Source organism: Lactobacillus sp. PV037, from assembly GCF_014522345.1.
Lineage (GTDB): Bacteria > Bacillota > Bacilli > Lactobacillales > Lactobacillaceae > Lactobacillus.
This window is the reverse complement of the sequence record NZ_CP041987.1, coordinates 981,173-1,000,667: the sequence shown is the minus strand read 5'-3', so window position 1 is coordinate 1,000,667 and position 19,495 is coordinate 981,173. Positions and strand designations below refer to the sequence as shown.

The window sequence follows — 19,495 nt, the reverse complement described above, 5'->3', positions numbered from 1 at the left end:
GAACCATGAAAAGAAAACTAAAAGATTAGTTAATTAAATACACGATTTCTGTATTTTGATATGAACCCCGAAATTCGGACAAGAATTTCGAGGTTTTTTATTATGACTAAACTGTCTAAACAAGATAAAATTGATATTTATAATAATTGGAAATATTACGGTAAATCTTCTCTTCAATTAGGAAAAGAATATGGAATTACCTCTGATAGTCTTAGATACTTATTTAAATTAATCGATAAATATGGATTAGAAATCCTAGATAAGCCCTATACTTTTTATTCAATAGAATTTAAAGAAAAGGCAATTAGAAGGGTTCTTTCAGGAGACGAAACTATGTCCCAAATATCATTAGATCTTGGTTTACGTAGTAGGGCCATGCTTTACAATTGGGTTCGCAAATACAAAGAAAATGGGTATAATGTCATTAATCATAAGAAAGGTAGAAGATCTAATGCAGAACAAAGACAAACAGATTCAAGAACTTCAAAAGCAAATCAAGGACCTCAAACAAAAGAATTTAGAGCTTACTGTCGAGAACGAATTTATAAAAAAATTAGATGCCTTAGTGGCACAAAGAATCAGAAACCAAAAGCACAAGAAATAGTTTCTGCAGTCACACAGCTAAGGCAAGAACTTCATGTGACTGTGAGTTTTGTGCTTAAAGTGATCAATTCTAAACCTGACCTTCCTCACCTATCTAGGAGTAATTATTACTATGTTCAAGGACATGATGATAAAGATAGGAAAAACCAAAATATCATGGAAAGGATCAAAGAAGTATATGAAGAGCACAAACATCGCTACGGTTATAGAAGAATTACTGCACAACTTCAACGTGAAGGACTTAAAATCAATCATAAGAAAGTAAAACGTCTAATGACTAAAATGCACTTATATGGCATTGCCATTAGACGTAAGCATAAATATTCAAGCTATCGTGGAACTGTAGGTAAGATCAAAAGTAACTTGATTAAACGTAATTTCAAGTCTGTAATTCCAAATAAAAAGTGGTATTCAGATGTGACGGAATTTCATTTGAATGGTGAAAAGCTTTATCTATCCCCAATTATGGACGGTTGCACACAAGAGATTGTCTCTTATACTCTAAGTCGTCATCCTGTTTTAAAGCAAGTAATGGATATGTTAAAGCTGGCCTATAAAAAGTATCCGGCCCTTAATGGTTTAGTATTTCATACTGATCAAGGCTGGCAATATCAACATCCTCTCTTTCAATCATGGCTTAAAAATCATGGCATAACCCAAAGTATGTCACGTAAAGGTAATTCTTTAGATGATGGCATGATGGAGGGTTTCTTTGGCATACTTAAAAGAGAAATGTTTTATGGATTCGAAAATAATTTTAGTAATTTAGATGAGTTAGAAGAAGCCATCAAAGAATATATTGAATATTACAATACTAAACGAATTAAAACTGTACTAAAAAATCGCACACCGATTGAATATCGGAATGCGATTATGAATCAAAGCTAATTAATAATATGTCCTAATTTTAGGGTTCATATCATTTTGCAGGAATCGTGTATTTAATTTCCTTCGTTTAAATGGATAGAATTATACATATTTCCCCATTTTTCCATTTCGAGAATAATTGGATTGAGAGTTTTGCCAAAATTTGTTAGTTTATATTCTGTTTTAGGAGGTATTACTGGATATATCTTTTTTTCAATAATTTTATCTTTCTCTAAATCATTTAATTGAAGTGATAGCATTCTTCTTGAACAATCCGGTATCTTTTTTTGTAATTCACTAAATCTACATGTTCCATTCTTTATAAGATGATATAAAATTACACTTTTCCACTTACCGGAAATTATCTGTAGGGTACTTTCGATGGGACAACCGTTACTACAATTAAAAATATGTCTTTGCATTGTAATTCTTCTCTTTCATGATATTGTTGTTTTTATTTTACACCTAGGGGGAAATAATTGTTACATAGAAAAATTAAATTCCCTTCTTGTTTGCCTTTGGTAATTTGTTTACTATGTGTAAAGAAATAGAAAAGAGGAGTTAATTATGAAAGCAATTGGTTTTAAAGAACATTTAGATATTGCCAATCCTAAAAGTTTGTTTGAGTTTGAGGAAAAAATACCAGTACCCAAAGATCATGATTTATTGGTAAAAGTTGCCGCTGTGTCGGTGAATCCTGTTGATGTTGGAGTGCGACGTAATGGACTAGGTAAATTAAAGACCCCACGAGTTATTGGATGGGATGCTTGTGGAATTGTTAAAAAAACTGGTAGTAAAGTATCCTTATTCAAGCCAGGTGACAGGGCATTTTATGCTGGATCTTTTAAACGTGCAGGAAGCAATAGTGAATATCAATTAGTTGATGAACGAATTGTTGGTTATGCACCAAAATCGTTGAATGATAGTGAGGCGGCAGCTATGCCGTTGACTTCATTAACAGCATATGAAGCTTTATTTGAACAATTAGCATTGTCTGATGAACAAAAATATAATGGCAAAACTATTCTTATTATTAATGGCGCAGGTGGTGTTGGCTCGGTTGCTACTCAATTAGCTGCTAATGTAGGTTTAACTGTTATTGCAACTGCTTCACGAAATGAAAGTATTAACTGGGTTAAAGAACATGGAGCAACATATGTAGTAAATCATCGAAAAAATTTAGTGGATGAGGTTAGAAAACTTGGCTATAAATATGTAGATTATATCTTGGAACTAAATGATTTAGATAATCATTGGAAAGAAATGTGTGAATTAATTAAGCCGGAAGGAGCAATTGTTTCAACAACAGAGAATAAGCGTCCAGTTAATTTACGACTTTTAACTACAAAAAAGGCAACATTTTCTTGGGAATGGATGTATACCAAATCATACTACCATACAGCAGATATGGACACTCAACATAAAATTTTAAATAAAATATCTAATATGATTGATGAAAGAAAGCTGAAATGCACATTAACACAAGTGCTATCACCATTAAATGCAGCTAATCTTAGGACAGCACATGCCTTAGTAGAGAATGGGCATATGATTGGAAAAGTTGTTCTGTGGAAATGGGAGAATTAAATTTATGAGTGAAAATAATAGGTATTATCGTCGTTATGTAGAAGATGTTTCATCTGGTTATATTCCTCTTCAAGCGGGGTTAATTAAAAAGGCTATTTTAGATAGCTTTCTTGAATTAGATTATAGACTTACTAGTCAAATTGTAAAGAATAAAAAATTTACAGATCAGACTTTTTTTAAGATACTTCTTATATTCCTGTATTTAGTAAAATGTTTTTAAATTTTGAAAAACGTTTAATTAAACAATTTAATCATATACAAGAACTGTATAAGGATGAATCTACTTCTAAGGTGATATCTGACATAATAAAATTTTTAGAAGCATTGGATATGGTTGAAGATACTCAAAAAATAGTATGGAGCTATTTGGATTTATTAGACAATATTAATAATGTGGTTCCTTTTTTATCACCTAATAAGTTGGGTTATGCTAATTTTATTAATAAAGAGAATGGGCTTTTATTGGTTATTGATTTGAAAAGACTCCAGCAAAATAATCATTCTATTTCGGATTATGATAAGTTAGATATTCCGAAGTTTATTAATGTAGCAAGTCTATTAGATATGAAAATTAGACACGAGAATAGAAACTCAACATTACAAGAATATCTAACTCGCCAAATTGCCTTTGAAATGATTAATATTCGTGGATATAGTGAGGCACCAATTGTACCTTGGGGTAATAGTGGATTTAGAAAAATCCAAACTCAGGCTTCAATTACAGATCCAGGATTAGGTCATTTGACAGGAACTATTCGTAAGATGGAATATATAAATGGTACTAATGTTCATATTGAATATCTTGAACGTGGAAAAGAAAATAATCGAGAGCTAGTAGAGCCTTATAGACTCCCCGATTTAGCTACAATTGGTAAGGTCAAAATGAGCGTCGGCAGAGATACCTCTGTATCATCATATGTGGGGAGACCGATGTTTGAAGATAGATTTGATAATTCATTTATCAAATCTGTTCATACAACGATTGCGGTATGTTCTGCAATTTTTATGAATGGTCTTTCAGAGTGCAAGGTAGCTATTGAAAAAATGACAGTTACTCAAGCAATAAAGTTTATGCGTGCTGTCTCTGCAAATGTGGTTCGTGATGAAAATCTTCAAGTACTTGCAGCTGCTTTTTGTATTAATTACCCGCTTATAGATGATCGAAATGAAACACTTAGAAAAAATAATGGAAAACCGAGAAGAATTACTGATCGAATGGAGATCGCTAAGTTAGGTATTGAGATTACTAAAGCGGGTAATTTTGATAAAGTTACATTTGATGGGACAGCAAATTGGTACCCGAGTGATCCGATAATGGAACAACTTGGATATAAAAGAGCTTTGGAGTTAGTGCACAAATCTCATGAAGTAGGTCTATTAACTTACTTTTCAGCAGGTTTTAGATTTAAACATCTAATGGAGATTGTTCAAACAGGAACAGATGGAATTGGTCTAGGGGGAGCGCAAATTTTACGATTTATGGATTCTAAAAATGGATACCATGGTCCATTTAAAGAAGAAAATATTAAAAAAATTCTTACAATTAATCAATCTGCTGCTAGAAGTATTATTGGGAGAGGAGCCATTCTTCTTAGCAGACTCGATCGTATGTATTTTGAAAAGTCATTGCCAGAATGGGTAGAAGAGCAAAGAAAGAAACTCTATAAAGCGTTATTAATCAGGGATGAAGAAAGCGTAAGTTATATTTTAAAAGTACTTCAAGAAATAGTAGAATTACCTTGTGATTATGTACACCCCCTAGTAGCTTGGGCACAGCGAATTATTTCGAATAAAAATGATGCCATAGTATTTTCAAATATGAATAAGAAGGAAAAAGAATATTATATTAGTCGGCTTAAAAGATATGTTAATTGTCATGACTATACTGCACTTAATACCGTCTTAAAAGAACTTATTTCTAAGTAATAATTTACGGTTAAGTATTATTGATTGTCTTAATTGTATTTTATAAACAATAGTTTTAATAGATTATTTTATTAAATTTAGATACTCATTAGAGAAAAACTATTTTAGGTTAGTCAAAAAATACCCCATAGTTGTTAGACTTATAGCTACAATATGGGGTATTTTCGAATTATGCTTTTTCAATCTCTACATTTGACTATATGAGAAAACAGTATTAGTTAAGTCAATAGTGTAGGTTTCTTCTTCAAGAGGACGCTTAGTCATAGCTTGGTCAGTAGAGTAGATGATTAAACCTAGGCAAGATCCAACTGGAACGCGATAAAAGGTAGGTTGTAAGAAAAATTCAAGATCGTAGAATTTTTCAGGAATCACTTTTTGCGCCTTCTTCATATCTGCGTAGTTTTGGATATTCATATGACCTTTGGTGATTAGTTTAGCTTCAGTAAATTTATCAGGAACATATTCTCTTAGTATATCAGTGCCAAAGCGATAACCTAACTCTTGAATTTGGTCATTAAAGAGCTTTGGAACTCGTGTTAGGCGCTTGCGTTTTCCTAATTCAACTAAAGCAACCGAAATTTGGCCTTTAGGTAGTGAGGAACTAACTCTTATTTTAATTTTGGGACGACCGACAACAGTAATTGGGTTGATAAACTCTTCGGTAATAAAACGAAGTTGTTGGTCTGCCCACCGTTCTTTGCCAGAAATAAATTCATATTCCCAATCTTTTTCAGAGATTTTGGCTTCTTTAAATACTTTTCCTCCTACATCAGTAAATGAGACTTTTTCGTCATCTGCACTACTAATCTTTAATAATTCTCCTTCAGCGTTAGGGTAGTAAAGTTCTTGAGTCCCTAATGAATTATTCCATTTTGGCTCTTCATGCCAGATATCAGGTTGGAGATTATCTTGAATCATCACTGTTTCCCATTGCTTATAAGCGTTATTATTAACTTTAAGTAATTCATGACAAAACCATAAATTCATCATTTCAGAAAAGTCGATGGATAATAAATTATTCATGTTATAGTGAGGACCTTGGTGGAGGAAAAGTTTGTGGGCAATAGGAAGCTTAGCAATTTTTTGCCAAAGTTTGTAAACATTTTTAGGCTTTACATTCCAATCGTTAAGTCCATGGACAGAAATCCAAGAGCATTTAACATTATTTAAGTGGTGGCGATAATTTCGCACTTCCCAGAAATCTGAATATTGACCGGTTTCTCGATCAGCTTTTTTAAGGAGCTTTTTCTGCATTTCGTCAAATTTAGGCTTTATTTTTAAATAGTTACCAGCATCCCATAAATTAGATTGGCAAGTTTCGGCCAGCATATCGAGATCTTCCCCTTGGCAAGCTTCTGGCGCAACTACCAAACCATGTTCTCGATAGTAGTCATACCAAGAAGAAATAGCTGCTTCTGAAACAACAGTTTTAAGTCCAGCAACTCCAGTAGTAGCCACGGCAATTTGAAGTGTGCCTAAATAAGAACGTCCAGTCATTCCAATATTACCATTACACCAAGAAGCTTTAGTTTGGTGAGTGCGATTGCGGTCAGTATAAGCAATTCGATCACCATGTAGCCATTCAATAATTTCTTTAGCAGCAATTGTTTCTTCAGGAGCACCTGTAATTCGCAAACCATCACTACCACGAGTACCAATGGCACCAGCATAAACATTAGCAAATCCACGAGCTAGTAAGTATTCGTTAAGACTATAAGCGCCTTTGTGAACAGCAAGTTCACTACTTGCATGATTTTCATTACCTGGTAAAGATGCTTTAACTTTAGGAAGGGCTTCATAGTTTGGATAATCACTAGTAGTGGCATCCTCTAGATTCACATCTACATTATGATTCCGGTTAGCATTGTCAATGATTCCGCCAAAGTAGGGATCAGCTGTATAGAGTGCAGGAATTTTGAAAGTATTGCTTTCGATTGGACGAAAGATTGTAACTTGAAGAAGATCACTTTTTCCATCTTCGTCAGTGTCTAAATCACTTTCTACGTAAACTACTTCTCGAATAACTTTACTGGTGTCAAAAACTGGCAAAGCTTTTCCATTAAAGTACATGAATTTAGTAACAGGATAAAATTGGGTAAAGTAGCCTTTACCGGCTAAGTTATCAATTAAAGTTTGTCCATTTTTTGCGCGAGTATTTAGTAGTCGATAGAAAACGTTGATTAATTCATCTTTGTCAATTATTTCCTTCTCTGTAAAAGGAAGAGCATTACGTTTCATACGATCTAAAGGATCAGTTAGAGAAAAGTCATAACCAACATGATAATTTAATAATTGTAGGGCAACATTATAGAATTCCTTACGGGAGATGTTGGTAGGATTTTTAGAAATAAAATCGGCTAAAGTTTCGGTTTCACTTACTGCATATTCGTTTAATTTAGCTTCTTTGGCTTGAGAAGTTGTTGCTTGTGCAAAACAATTTTCAAAGAGATTTTTTAATAAACTAGCAAAACTCTCTTTTTCCCAATCCACCTTTAAAAACTTGATGTTAAGTAATTCATTAATTTTAGTTTGGTAGTCAGTTTTAAGATAAGCATATTGATTGTACTTCATAAAAGCCTCCGAAATTAAATAATTATAACTTTATTGTACTAGTTATTTGAGGAAAAGAGATAAAATTTTGCCCAATGATTAAAACTAACTTGTAAAGTAGCAATGATAGATTAAAAAGGTTATAATAATTAATTAAGAATATAATATAGAGAGGATAATTTTATGGCACAAGTCCAACGCTTATACGAATTATTTAAGCCAGAACACTATGACGTTTATTTAGATATTAATCGGCAAGAAAAAGTTTTTTCTGGTAAAGTTACAGTTAGTGGAGAAGCTGTAGAAGATAAAATTAAACTAAATCAAAAATTCTTGGAAATCACAAAAGTTAGTGTTGATGGACAAGAAGTAGACTTCAAGGTTGATAATGACGAACAAGTTATTAATATCAATGCCGGTAAAACTGGCAATATAACAGTTGAAGTTGAATTTGCAGGTCCGCTAACAGATACAATGATGGGAATTTATCCTTCTTACTATGAAGTTGATGGAGTTAAAAAGCAATTAATTGGTACCCAATTTGAAACAACTTTTGCTCGCCAAGCTTTTCCTTGTGTCGATGAACCAGCTGCTAAGGCAACTTTTAGTTTGGCAATTAAGTTTGATGAAAAACCAGGTGAAACTATAATTTCTAATCAACCAGAAGAAAAAGTGGTTGATGGAGTGCACTACTTTAAAGAAACTTTACGGATGTCAACTTACTTAGTAGCCTTTGTTTTTGGAGAAATGCAAAGTAAATTGACGAAGACTAATTCTGGAGTTGAAATCGGTGTTTTTGCTACAAAAGCTCATCAACCAAAAGAATTAGACTTTGCTTTAGATATTGCAAAACGTTCTATTGAATTTTATGAAGACTATTATGAAACTCCATATCCACTAGAACATTCTTATCAAGTAGCACTTCCTGACTTTTCAGCAGGAGCAATGGAAAATTGGGGTTGTGTAACTTATCGTGAAGCTTATCTTTTAGTAGATCCTGACAATACTGCCTTAGATCAAAAGCAATTGATTGCCACAGTAATTGCCCATGAATTAGCTCACCAATGGTTTGGTGATTTGGTAACAATGCAATGGTGGGATAACTTATGGCTAAACGAAAGTTTTGCAAACATGATGGAATATGTAGCAATTAATGCTTTAGAACCAGATTGGAAGATTTGGGAAATGTTCCAAACAAGTGAAGTACCTCTTGCATTACAAAGGGATGCAACTGATGGGGTCCAATCTGTACATGTAATGGTTAATGATCCTGCAGAAATTGATGCTTTGTTTGATGGAGCAATTGTCTATGCTAAAGGTTCTAGAATGTTAGTAATGGTAAGAGCCTTATTAGGTGATGATGCTTTAAGAGCAGGTCTGAAGAAGTATTTTGCTGCTCATAAGTTTGGCAATGCTACTGGGGATGACTTGTGGAAGGCATTAGGCGAAGCTTCTGGATTAGATATTGGAGAAATCATGCATTCTTGGCTTGAACAACCAGGATATCCTGTTGTCAATGTTAAAGTTGAAAATGGTGATTTGGTTTTATCACAAAAGCAATTTTTCATTGGAGAAGGAAAAGAAGTAGGAAGAACTTGGCAAATTCCGCTAGAATCTAATTATCAAGCAGCTCCGCAAATTATGAAAGATGCTGAAGTAAATCTTGGCAATTATGAAGCTTTACGTCAAGCAGCAGGTAAGGCATTTAGACTAAATGTTGGTAATAATTCTGACTTTATCGTTAAATATGATGCAGAATTACTACAAGATATTTTAGCTAGTGTTGAAGATTTGACTGCTACTGATAAATTGCAATTGCTACAAGATTTTCGCTTATTAGCAGAAGCAGGACAAATGTCCTGGGCAGAAATTATTCCACTATTACCTAAATTTGCTAACTCAACTTCTTCAATTGTTAATGATGCTTTATATCGTCTCTTAGCTTACTTACGTAATTTTGTTGAACCAAATTCTCCAGAAGATAAGAAATTACGTGAATTTTATAATATGCTATCTGAGGATCAAGTTAAGCGTTTAGGCTTTTTACCAAGAGAAGATGAGTCAATTGATGATACATTGACACGTCCATATGTAATTGCAGCTTCTTTATATGGTAAAAATGATACTACAATTGCTACCTTGCATAGAATTTATAATGAAAATGAGGATCAATTAGATGCAATTAATGCAGATATCCGTGCTTTAGTTTTAGATAATGAAGTCCACAACTTTGGTAGTATGAGTTTGCATGATAAATTAATGCATGAATATGAAACTACAAGTGATCCTAGTTTTAAAAATGATTTAACTAAGGCAATTACTGATACTGCACAGCCAGATATTATCGACGCCATTGTTGATGTCTTTAAAGAAGCAGATGTTGTAAAACCACAAGATTTACGTGCTTGGTATCGTGGAGTTTTGGCAAATCCTTATGGTCAAAGACAAGCCTGGAATTGGATGCGTTATAGTTGGGATTGGCTCGAAAAAACTGTTGGGGGAGATATGGAATTTGCTACTTTTGTAACAGTTACAGCTAATGTTTTCCATACTCCAGAATATTTAGCACAATTTAAGGAATTCTTTGAACCAAAATTGAATACTCCAGGTTTAACTAGAGAAATTGAAATGGATATTCGTGTAATTGAAACTAAGGTTAACTTGGTTGAAAAAGAAAAGGATGCTGTGGTGGCTGCCTTAAATAAAATTGTCGATTAAGTTAATAAAATAGCATTGATGGTTAAAGTCAATGCTATTTATTTAGCTAAAAAGTCAGCTGAATAAGCTTTTAGAGCCTTTTATTTGCTTTTTAAAGTAAATGCCACTATCTTTAAAGGTAAGTAGATTATAAATATTTATCTTGCAAGTTATTATCTAAATATCTATTTAACAATTTAATTTCACGTTTATAGATAATGGAGGTATTAACATTATGTCCTTAACAAAAGACCAAAAAGCAATTGTTGCTAAGGCTAGTCGAAAAGACGAAAATGGTTGGCACTATATTACTGTCCAAGGAAAACCTTATGAAATAGGATTCCAACATGGCTATTTATTAACTGATGAGTATAAAGATGCAATCAGAGTGTATGACCGCATGACACTTGAATTTTATGGAATGGATTACTCTTTCTTTGTTAAAGAAGCTGTGAAATTACATAAGGATAAGATTCCTGAAGAATACTTAGAAGAAATGCAAGGGATGGCTGATGGCTTTACAGCTGGTGGATATGAAACTAGTTTAGATGACATTATTGGTTGGAATGCTTGGATGGAGTTAACAGGCTATTGGTGGCCACAAGTTGCTGCTAACTATTCTAATAATCCTCCAAAAGGCCCAAGATCTTCCCACTGTTCAGGTTTTGTAGCTACGGGATCTGCTACTACAGATGGAAAACCAGTCATTGCCCATGAAAGTTTTGATGATTTTTGGAGTGGTCAATACTTTAATGTTTGTGAATTAGTGAAACCAGAAAAGGGTCACTCTTTTAAGATGCAAACTGTTCCAGGTTATATTGACTCAATGACTGATTTTTATGTAACTGATGCCGGCTTAGGAATTACTGAAACTACAATTGCTGGATTTGTAGGATATGATGTTAATGGAATTCCAGAATATGTCCGTGCCCGTAAAGCAACGCAATATGCTGATAACATTGATGAATGGATTGAGATTGCTAATAAGGGTAATAATGGTGGATATGCAAATATTTGGTTATTAGCAGATACTAAAAATAATGAAATTGCTCGTTATGAACAAGGCTTAAAGTATCAAGAATTATTACGAACAAAAGATGGTTACTTCTATGGCTGTAATGCCTGTCACAACCCAAGAATTCGTAATTTAGAGTGTGTAGACAATGGTTACAATGATACTCGCCAGCAAACAGGTGCTCGTAGAACACGATTTGAACAATTATTACCAGAAGTGAGTGGTAAAATTGATACTGCTATGGCAAAGAAAATTTTAGCTGATAAGTATGATCCATACCTTGGCTACCAAAATCCTTCCTCAAGAAATATTTGTGCTCACTATGATGTTGATCCACAATATTATGCTGACGATCCACATGCAGTTTGGAATGTTCCATTTTACCCAGCAGGTTCTTGCGATGGTAAATGTGCTGATGCTAATGATATCGATAACTTAAATATGTGGGGAATCTTTGGTCGTGCTGATGGTGAACCATTTGATGCTGATGAATTTATTAAGCAACACCCAGAATGGAAATGGCAACAAGGATACCTTTACAGTAGACCAAGTCAACCTTGGACTTTGTTTAACTAAATAATAAATTCCACAAAACAAAGAGATAATTCATATGCTGATATGAATTATCTCTTTATTTTGTTATTCTGTAATAAATTTTCCTACACTGTCAAATGGTAAACGTAAGGTAGGTAAAGAATTTAAAGTTGAATTTTTTTCTTTAGCACGGTGGCCTAGAGCGATTACCATTCCGACTGCTTCAGAGTCAGGAATTTTAAGATACTTATGAACGATTTCTGGATAGTGAGTAGCACTATAAAGATTGAGCGAATCCACTCCTTCATTTTTAGCTGCTAAATGTAAGCATTGTGAAAATGAACCTAAATCGTAAAGTGACCAGGCAGGTGAAACCTTTGGAATAGTAATTACAGCTAAAATTTGAGCTTGGTAAAGTTCTGCTTCAGCAGCAGTATAGTCAGAGAACTTTCCTTCCTTTAAAAACTGAACTGAATCACTATAGTTAAGCATATTTTTAGCTTCGCGTATATCCCATTTCCCGTTAGGAATGAAGTTTTCTAATTCAGAGTGAATTGGCTTGTTTTTAGTAAATGAGCGATAATAAGCTGCTCTAATTTTATTAGTAAGGGTGGGCATTGAGATGTAAACACGCCATGGTTGTGAATTAAGAAGAGAAGGAGCTTGTTGGGCCTGTGAAATAATTTTTTTAAGTTTTTTAGTAGGGACAGAACGTTTACTAAATTGTTTAATTTCTTGTTGATCCTTTAAAATCTTTTTGAATTCCATTGTTGATTCATCCAATCTTTAGTTATTAAAAAAATAACACTTTTTCAAGTTTTTTGAATAATGACGTTATATTATTTTATCTTATTTTCTAATTACTAGTATAAATTAATTATTTTAGATAAAAAGAATTACAGCCCTTTTTAAAGTTATTCAATAATTTTTAAAAAGAATATAAAAAAAGTAAACAATTTGTTTACTTTTTATGGTATACTCTATTTTAGATGTTATTTAATTTTTGTATTTTTGTTACTTGAATTAAAATGAATGTTATTTAAAGAGGGGGGGGGAGAGCACGTGGATATACGCTATTATAATACACAGTTACGTATTCAGCATGCACTCATTGAATGTATTAAAGAAAAGCCGTTTAATACTTTAAAAAATAAGGATATTATAGAAAAAGCACAAGTAAGTTCACGTACATTTTATCAGCATTTTTCTGATAAAAATGATGTTTTAGCTAAAACGGAGATTTATTTAGTCAATGGCTTACAAGAAGCTTTGGAAAAAGATCGAGAAATTTTAAGGAATTTACAGGAAATTCCTTCTCCTGAAGAAATTAGTAAGTTAGCTGAAGATAGTTTTCGCTATACTATTGAGTATTGTAGTAAATGGAAAGATGAAGCAAAAGTGTTACTATCAGATAATGGGGATCTTCATTTTTTAGAACTCATTAGAAATATTTCCGAAACAGAATTTATTGTACGCTTTAAGTATCTTTTTCCAGAAGAATACCAGAAAAGAAAAAAGTTCGGTGAAATTCCTACAGAGTTAATGCTTAAAATTTATATTGGAGGAATTGTTGATACAATAATCTTTTGGCTCAAAAACTATGACATTATGTCTCCTAAACAAGTAAGAACTATTTTAGGACAAGTACAATTAATGTCACCAGTACAATTGGTTATGCAAAAGTAAAATGGATGTACCTAAATCAAGGTATATCCATTTTTTATTATAGTGAAGTTACATTGTTGAAGTGAGGGAGATTGTTAACAAAGTTCAGATATGCATCTTGTTCATTGGTAGAAGTAATTGCAGCATGAGTAAAGTTATGATTTTTTAAATCTTCTTCACTAATATTAATCTTATCTGTAAAAGTGGCATTACCAATTAATTCAATCCAATAGCGGTGGTGTAGTGCATCATAGTGTGGAATAGTTTTCACGAAACCACCAGGGTTGTAGACAGTAATTGTCTGCTCTAATTCTCCAGCTTCAGGATGAGTCAAAGCTAGGGCGAGGGAGGTGGCAGACATCCCTGTACCGCAGGCATTAGTAAAACCAACGCCGCGCTCGAAAGTCCGTACAAAAATTTTATTTTTATCAATTATTTGAGCAAAATTAACATTTACTCCATCTGGATAATAGGGGTTATCACCATTGAGGTAGCTTCCTACTCCGCCTAAAATGTTACTTTCAATCTGCTCTTGACTCATAAAACTAATCAAATGAGGATTTGGCACAGCTAGACTAGTAAATTTAAGTCCAGGATAAATTTCAGGAACAAAATCATTGATAAGGCGTTCTCTACCTAAATTTTTAAACGGTAAGCTGGCAGCGTTAAAACTAACTGGTGAAATTTCAACTGCAAAAGCTGGGACGTTATGAGCAAAATCCTCAAATTTCCTTACGTTTAGGTCAGCTTTCATTGTTTGAACTTTAAATTCAGTTTGACCAGTTTTTTCATGTAAATAACGTGCTACTGTCCGCAGACCATTTCCACACATTGACGCTTCACTTCCATCAGCGTTAATTACACGCATTTGTGCTAGGGCATCAGAACTAGCTTTATCTACGACTAATAAACCATCGCTACCATGAAGTAAGCCAGTTTTGTGATTGGTTAAAGCAAGAGCAAGTTCTTTTAACTCCTTGTCATTTAACTTTTGGCTTAAAGTTTCTTGATCTAATATGAAAAATTGATTTTGGGATCCATGTACTTTTATTAATTCAACCATTTTTCCGCTCCTTAATTAAAAAAATTGTGGTAGATAGTTTGGACTGCTTCTTCAGCATCTTCTTTTTTGGTACCAATCATTAAAGAAATTTGGGAAGAACCTTTATTAATCATGCGTGGATAAATATGCTTTTTGGCAAGATTATGAAGAATTTGAGCACTAATTTGAGGTTGATGCTTCATTCCTTCTCCAACAACCATTAAAATTGCATAATCATCAATCCATTCTAAATGATCAGGATTGACAGTTGCTTGAATTTCATTACATAGTTGGTCAATAAGTTGATCGTTTAAAAAATTTCGATTAAAGACAATCGTAATATCATCAATTCCAGAAGGCATATGTTCATAAGAAATATTATGTTTTGAAAGAATTTGTAAAATCCGTAAGGTAAAACCAGCTTCTTTATTAAGTAAATACTTATGTAAATAAAGAGCAGAGAAATGTTTTTGACTCACAACACCAGTAATTGTTTGCTCTGGCTTAAAATCTTTTTCAGGTACGATCATGGTTCCTGGATTATCAGGCTCATTAGTATTTTTAACATTGATTTTAATTCCGCCCTCAATTGCTGGAATTAAAGCTTCATCATGAAATACGGAGAAGCCAGCATAAGAAAGTTCTCGTAATTCACGATAAGTCATTTTTTTAATAGATTGTGGGTGAGGAATTAGATTAGGATTAGCAGAGAAAATTCCGTTAACATCAGTAAAGTTTTCATAAAGATCTGCATTAAAGCCTCTAGCTAAAATAGCCCCAGTAATATCTGAACCGCCACGAGAAAAAGTAGCAATATTTCCAGAGGGGGTAATTCCAAAAAATCCGGGAAAAACAATATATTCATTAGGAGTTAAATGAATTTTTTCTAAATTAGTATAAGTTTCCGGGCTAACTAAAGCATCATTGGGTTCGCCAGTTACAATTAAACCAGCTTCTTTTGGATCAAGGAAGCGTGCTTTAAGACCATTTTTTTGTAATATTTTGGCAATTAGCATCGCATTTAATCTTTCACCGTGCGCTTTAAAGTTTGCCATTAAATATTCTTCATTTGGGTAGACTTTGGTTGGTAGTGAAAGTAAATATTGCTTGATTTCTGTTAGGTCTGCATCAGCTAAATTAAAGTAGTGAGCTATTTCCTGATAACGGGAAAATATCTTTCTTTGAATTTCAGTTAGATCATCTTTTCTTAAAGTTAAATTAGCATATTTAATTAATAAATCAGTTACTTTGATATCATCACTTGATCTTTTGCCAGGAGCTGAGACAACGATTACTTGTCTTTGAGGATCACTTTTAATAATATTTAAAGCTTGATCAATCTTAGAGCCACTTGCTAAAGAGCTTCCTCCAAACTTAATTACTTTCATTTGCATTTCCTTCTTTCATAAATGGATAGATGAATTAATTATGTTAAAATTAAACTTTTAAATTAACTGAATTTTAACATAGATTAATATATCTGCAAGAATAATTAAAAAAAGTGGTAAACTACTTGATTGTTAATTAATAAAAGTATAGAATCTAAGTAAATCGAAGAGGTGCAACTGACAAGAGTACTAGTTATGAGCTGGGCAGAAGTTTTGACTAACTAGGAAAGGGGAAGTTGCCGAAGCAGATAAAAGCCAACTTATCTGCTGGGTCGTAGTTGAAGAAGCTGCGAACTGTCGCGAAAGATTCGCGGAGCGCTGTCGATCAATTTGATTAATGATTTTTAGTTAATCCTTTGTTTGCACCCTCTGCAAGCAAAGGATTTTTGTTTTTCCAAGCGCTTCTACCGCAAAGATGATAGGAGAATTAAAATGAATTTACAAGTTAACAAAAATGATGTCAATGCAGAAAATCATTTAATGATTGGTGGTGTAGACACACTCGCCTTAGCACACAAGTATGGCACACCATTGGTTGTTTATGATGTAAGTAAGATTCGTAACCAAATCCGTGCTTTTAAGAAAGTATTTGATCAAGAAAAAGTAAACTATGCAGTTAGCTATGCTAGTAAAGCCTTTGCGGCAAAAGCAATTTATGAAGTGGTTGATCAAGAAGGCGCTTATGCGGATGTAGTTTCAGCTGGAGAACTTTATACAGCCTACCAAGCAGGATTTCCAATGGAGAAACTTAGTTTTCATGGGAACAATAAATCCCGTTTTGAACTTGAGATGGCAGTAGAGCATGGCGTTGGGAAAATCATAATTGATAATTTTCATGAAATTGAACTTTTAAGTGATATTTTGGCAGAAAAGAATAGCAAAATAGATGTAATGTTAAGAATCACGCCAGGAATTTCTGCTCATACTCATGAATATGACCAAACAGGTCAAGAAGACAGTAAATTTGGTTTTGATTTAAAATCAGGCCAAGCCGAAGAAGCTCTAGTAAAAGTATTAAATAATCCTCGAATGAATATGCTAGGCATTCATGCTCATATTGGTTCCCAAATCTTTGAAGTAGAAGGATTTAAAATGGCTGCCCGTAAGTTAGTAGAGGTCGCAAAGCAATGGTACGAAAAATACCATTATGAAACGCAGATTTTGAATGTAGGTGGGGGATTTGGAATTAGATATGTAGAAAATGATCATCCCTTGGCACCAGAAGAATTTGTAAAAGTAATTGTTCAAACTATTAAACAAGAAACTGAAAAGGCTGATTTGAAGATGCCAGAAATTAATATTGAACCTGGTCGTTCAATTGTTGGACCAGCTGCAATCAATCTTTATACAGTTGGTAGCAGTAAAAAAGTTTCTGGTTATCAACCTTATATTACTGTTGATGGAGGGATGGGAGATAATATTCGTCCAGCTTTATATCAAGCAGATTATGATACAGTATTAGCAAATAATCCTTTTAAAGAAGTTACCCAAGAAGTTAGAATTGCGGGTAAATATTGTGAATCAGGTGATCTTTTAGCAAGTAACCAACCATTACCGGATGTAAAAGCAGGGGATATCTTAGCTATGTTAAATACAGGAGCTTATGGATACTCGATGGCTTCAAATTATAATCGTAATCCTCGACCAGCAGTAGTCTTTGTAGAAAATGGTCAGGATAAATTAGTAGTAAAAAGAGAAAGCTTAGCCGACTTAGTTCACTTAGATGAATCATATATAAATTAGTGGAGGAATTGACTTATGGCAGAACTAAATGCAGAAGAAATCATTAATTTTATTGGTAACGCACCAAAGAAGACACCTATTAAAGTTTATTTAAAAGGAAATTTAGATAAAGTAGAATTTCCAAAGGATATTCAAAATTTCACTGAAAGTCATAGCGGAACAATTTTTGGAGAATGGGAAGTAGTAAAAAAATTTTTAAAAGATAACCAAGATTTAATTACTGATTATCATATAGAAAATGTTGCTCGTAATTCCGCTGTTCCTTTACTTAATTTAAAAGAAATTGATGCTCGAATTGAACCAGGTGCTTTAATTCGTGATCAAGTAGTAATTGGCAAAAATGCAGTTATTATGATGGGAGCCATTATTAATATAGGTGCAGAAATTGGTGAAGGCAGTATGATTGATATGGGAGCAGTCCTTGGAGGACGAGCAATTGTCGGTAAAAATTCTCATATTGGGGCTGGAGCAGTTTTGGCAGGAGTAATTGAACCAGCTAGTGCCAAACCAGTTGTAGTGGAAGATGATGTTTTAATTGGAGCAAATGCGGTAGTAATTGAAGGAGTACACATTGGAAAGGGAGCGGTAGTAGCTGCGGGTGCAATTGTTACCAAAGATGTGGAACCTTATACAGTAGTTGCCGGAGTACCAGCACGTTTCATTAAAAAAGTTGATGATCAGACATCCAGTAAAACAGGATTAGAAGAAGATTTAAGGAAGCTATAAGGATGAGTATCTTAACTGAAAATGAACTAATTAGTATTAGAAGAAAATTACATCAAATTCCAGAATTAGCTTTAAAAGAATTCAAAACTCAGGCTTTATTAATAGAAGAAATTAGAAAATTAAACCAAGAATACCTCGAAATAATGGTTCCTGAGAGTTTGCCAACTGCTATTTTAGTAAAAGTAAAAGGAAAAGCTCCTCGCAAAAATATTGGCTATCGCGCTGATATGGATGCTTTACCTGTGACTGAACAGACAAATTTACCTTATTCTTCTAAAACTCCCAATGTTATGCATGCATGTGGGCATGATATTCATATGACAGTAGCTTTAGGGATCTTAAGTTATTTTAGTGAAAATCAACCACAAGATAATTTGATCTTCTTTTTCCAACCTGCTGAAGAAAGTGAAAGTGGAGCTAAGAGAGCTTACGAAGCAGGAATTTTTACAAATAATTTTCAAGTTGATGAATTTTATGGCTTACATGATAATCCTAATTTACCAGCAGGAGCGATTGGTTGCCGAATGGGGACACTTTTTGCAGGAACGACTGAAGTGGATATTAAGATTAAGGGTAAAAGTGGTCATGCAGCTTTTCCCCAAGATGCCAATGATGCTGTAGTAACTGCTGCAAGTTTGATTATGCAGGTGCAAACTATAATCTCACGTAGTATTGATCCGATAAAAAGTGGTGTGGTGACCTTCGGAAAAGTAGAAGCGGGAACTATTAGGAATGTAATTGCTGGCCAAGCAAAGATTTATGGCACAATTCGCGGATTGACTCAAGCGATGATTGTTAAAATTCGTCAGCGAATTAAAGAAATTTGCAAAGGAATTGAATTAAGTTTTGGAGTAAAAATTGATCTTAAATTTAATCAGGGAGGATATTGGCCAGTTGAAAATAACCCTGAATTAACGCAGCAATTTATTACTTATATGAAAAAGAATCCTGAAGTTGAATTTATTGAAACAAAACCAGCAATGACTGGAGAAGATTTTGGCTTTTTGCTAAATAAAATTCCAGGAACGATGTTTTGGTTAGGTGTTGAAGATGATTCAGAGCTTCATTCAGCAACTTTTAATCCTCAAGAAAAAAGTATTTTAAAGGGTGTTAGAGCAGTAGTTGGATTTTTAAAAGAGAGGATGGAATAAG

15 protein-coding genes and 1 riboswitch are annotated in these 19,495 nt (G+C 33.5%); of the genes, 10 read left to right on the top strand and 5 right to left on the bottom strand.

Annotated elements, in window-relative coordinates:
• The first annotated feature begins 102 nt into the window (after positions 1-102).
• Complete coding sequence (locus FP435_RS05415) at positions 103-1,491, top strand: IS3 family transposase (protein WP_265482988.1); 1,389 nt, start codon at positions 103-105, stop codon at positions 1,489-1,491.
• Positions 1,492-1,544: 53 nt separating this feature from the next.
• Here FP435_RS05415 and FP435_RS05410 read toward each other — a convergent pair whose 3' ends face one another.
• A complete protein-coding gene (locus tag FP435_RS05410; RefSeq protein ID WP_265483156.1) occupies positions 1,545-1,892 on the bottom strand; it encodes a winged helix-turn-helix transcriptional regulator in 348 nt (115 codons plus the stop codon).
• Positions 1,893-2,037: 145 nt separating this feature from the next.
• Between FP435_RS05410 and FP435_RS05405 the strand changes: the two genes are divergently transcribed.
• The 3 genes from FP435_RS05405 to FP435_RS05395 all read left to right on the top strand — a co-directional run bounded on the left by FP435_RS05405 (position 2,038) and on the right by FP435_RS05395 (position 4,983).
• Positions 2,038-3,057, top strand: coding sequence for a zinc-binding alcohol dehydrogenase family protein (locus FP435_RS05405; protein WP_265483155.1), 1,020 nt, complete (start codon positions 2,038-2,040; stop codon positions 3,055-3,057).
• 4 nt (positions 3,058-3,061) lie between these two features.
• Positions 3,062-3,277, top strand: coding sequence for a hypothetical protein (locus tag FP435_RS05400; protein ID WP_265483154.1), 216 nt, complete (start codon positions 3,062-3,064; stop codon positions 3,275-3,277).
• A 110-nt stretch (positions 3,278-3,387) separates the two neighbouring features.
• Positions 3,388-4,983 carry a hypothetical protein gene (locus FP435_RS05395; RefSeq protein ID WP_265483152.1) on the top strand — a complete coding sequence of 532 codons (1,596 nt, stop codon included), beginning with the start codon at positions 3,388-3,390 and terminating at the stop codon, positions 4,981-4,983.
• 186 nt (positions 4,984-5,169) lie between these two features.
• Here the strand turns inward: FP435_RS05395 and FP435_RS05390 are convergent, their stop codons facing one another.
• Positions 5,170-7,554 carry a Xaa-Pro dipeptidyl-peptidase gene (locus FP435_RS05390; protein WP_265483150.1) on the bottom strand — a complete coding sequence of 795 codons (2,385 nt, stop codon included), beginning with the start codon at positions 7,552-7,554 and terminating at the stop codon, positions 5,170-5,172.
• Positions 7,555-7,716: 162 nt separating this feature from the next.
• On the opposite strand from FP435_RS05390, the gene FP435_RS05385 reads away from it, so the two are divergent.
• Together FP435_RS05385 and FP435_RS05380 are read left to right on the top strand one after the other, a co-directional pair.
• Positions 7,717-10,251 carry a M1 family metallopeptidase gene (locus FP435_RS05385; protein WP_265483149.1) on the top strand — a complete coding sequence of 845 codons (2,535 nt, stop codon included), beginning with the start codon at positions 7,717-7,719 and terminating at the stop codon, positions 10,249-10,251.
• Between the two features lie 214 nt (positions 10,252-10,465).
• Positions 10,466-11,821, top strand: a complete 1,356-nt coding sequence (locus FP435_RS05380) for a C45 family autoproteolytic acyltransferase/hydolase (RefSeq protein WP_265483146.1) — start codon at positions 10,466-10,468, stop codon at positions 11,819-11,821.
• 63 nt (positions 11,822-11,884) lie between these two features.
• On the opposite strand, the gene FP435_RS05375 is transcribed toward FP435_RS05380, so the two are convergent.
• Entirely contained in the window at positions 11,885-12,547 is a 663-nt protein-coding gene (locus FP435_RS05375; protein WP_265483144.1) for a nitroreductase family protein, read from the bottom strand.
• A gap of 294 nt (positions 12,548-12,841) precedes the next feature.
• Between FP435_RS05375 and FP435_RS05370 the strand changes: the two genes are divergently transcribed.
• On the top strand, positions 12,842-13,465 hold the full coding sequence (locus FP435_RS05370; RefSeq protein WP_265483142.1) for a TetR/AcrR family transcriptional regulator: 624 nt from the start codon (positions 12,842-12,844) through the stop codon (positions 13,463-13,465).
• 37 nt (positions 13,466-13,502) lie between these two features.
• Here the strand turns inward: FP435_RS05370 and dapF are convergent, their stop codons facing one another.
• Both dapF and FP435_RS05360 read right to left on the bottom strand, forming a co-directional pair.
• Positions 13,503-14,507 (bottom strand): diaminopimelate epimerase, encoded by a 1,005-nt coding sequence (gene dapF, locus FP435_RS05365; RefSeq protein WP_265483140.1) that lies wholly within the window; start codon positions 14,505-14,507, stop codon positions 13,503-13,505.
• A gap of 11 nt (positions 14,508-14,518) precedes the next feature.
• Positions 14,519-15,874, bottom strand: coding sequence for an aspartate kinase (locus FP435_RS05360; protein WP_265483139.1), 1,356 nt, complete (start codon positions 15,872-15,874; stop codon positions 14,519-14,521).
• Positions 15,875-16,033: 159 nt separating this feature from the next.
• A riboswitch (Lysine riboswitch) is annotated at positions 16,034-16,203 on the top strand.
• A gap of 103 nt (positions 16,204-16,306) precedes the next feature.
• On the opposite strand from FP435_RS05360, the gene lysA reads away from it, so the two are divergent.
• The 3 genes from lysA to FP435_RS05345 are packed head-to-tail and all read left to right on the top strand — an operon-like array spanning position 16,307 to position 19,494.
• Positions 16,307-17,617 carry a diaminopimelate decarboxylase gene (gene lysA / locus FP435_RS05355; protein ID WP_265483135.1) on the top strand — a complete coding sequence of 437 codons (1,311 nt, stop codon included), beginning with the start codon at positions 16,307-16,309 and terminating at the stop codon, positions 17,615-17,617.
• Between the two features lie 15 nt (positions 17,618-17,632).
• On the top strand, positions 17,633-18,343 hold the full coding sequence (dapD, locus tag FP435_RS05350) for a 2,3,4,5-tetrahydropyridine-2,6-dicarboxylate N-acetyltransferase (protein WP_265483134.1): 711 nt from the start codon (positions 17,633-17,635) through the stop codon (positions 18,341-18,343).
• 2 nt (positions 18,344-18,345) lie between these two features.
• Complete coding sequence (locus FP435_RS05345) at positions 18,346-19,494, top strand: N-acetyldiaminopimelate deacetylase (protein ID WP_265483132.1); 1,149 nt, start codon at positions 18,346-18,348, stop codon at positions 19,492-19,494.
• The last annotated feature ends 1 nt before the right edge of the window (position 19,495 follow it).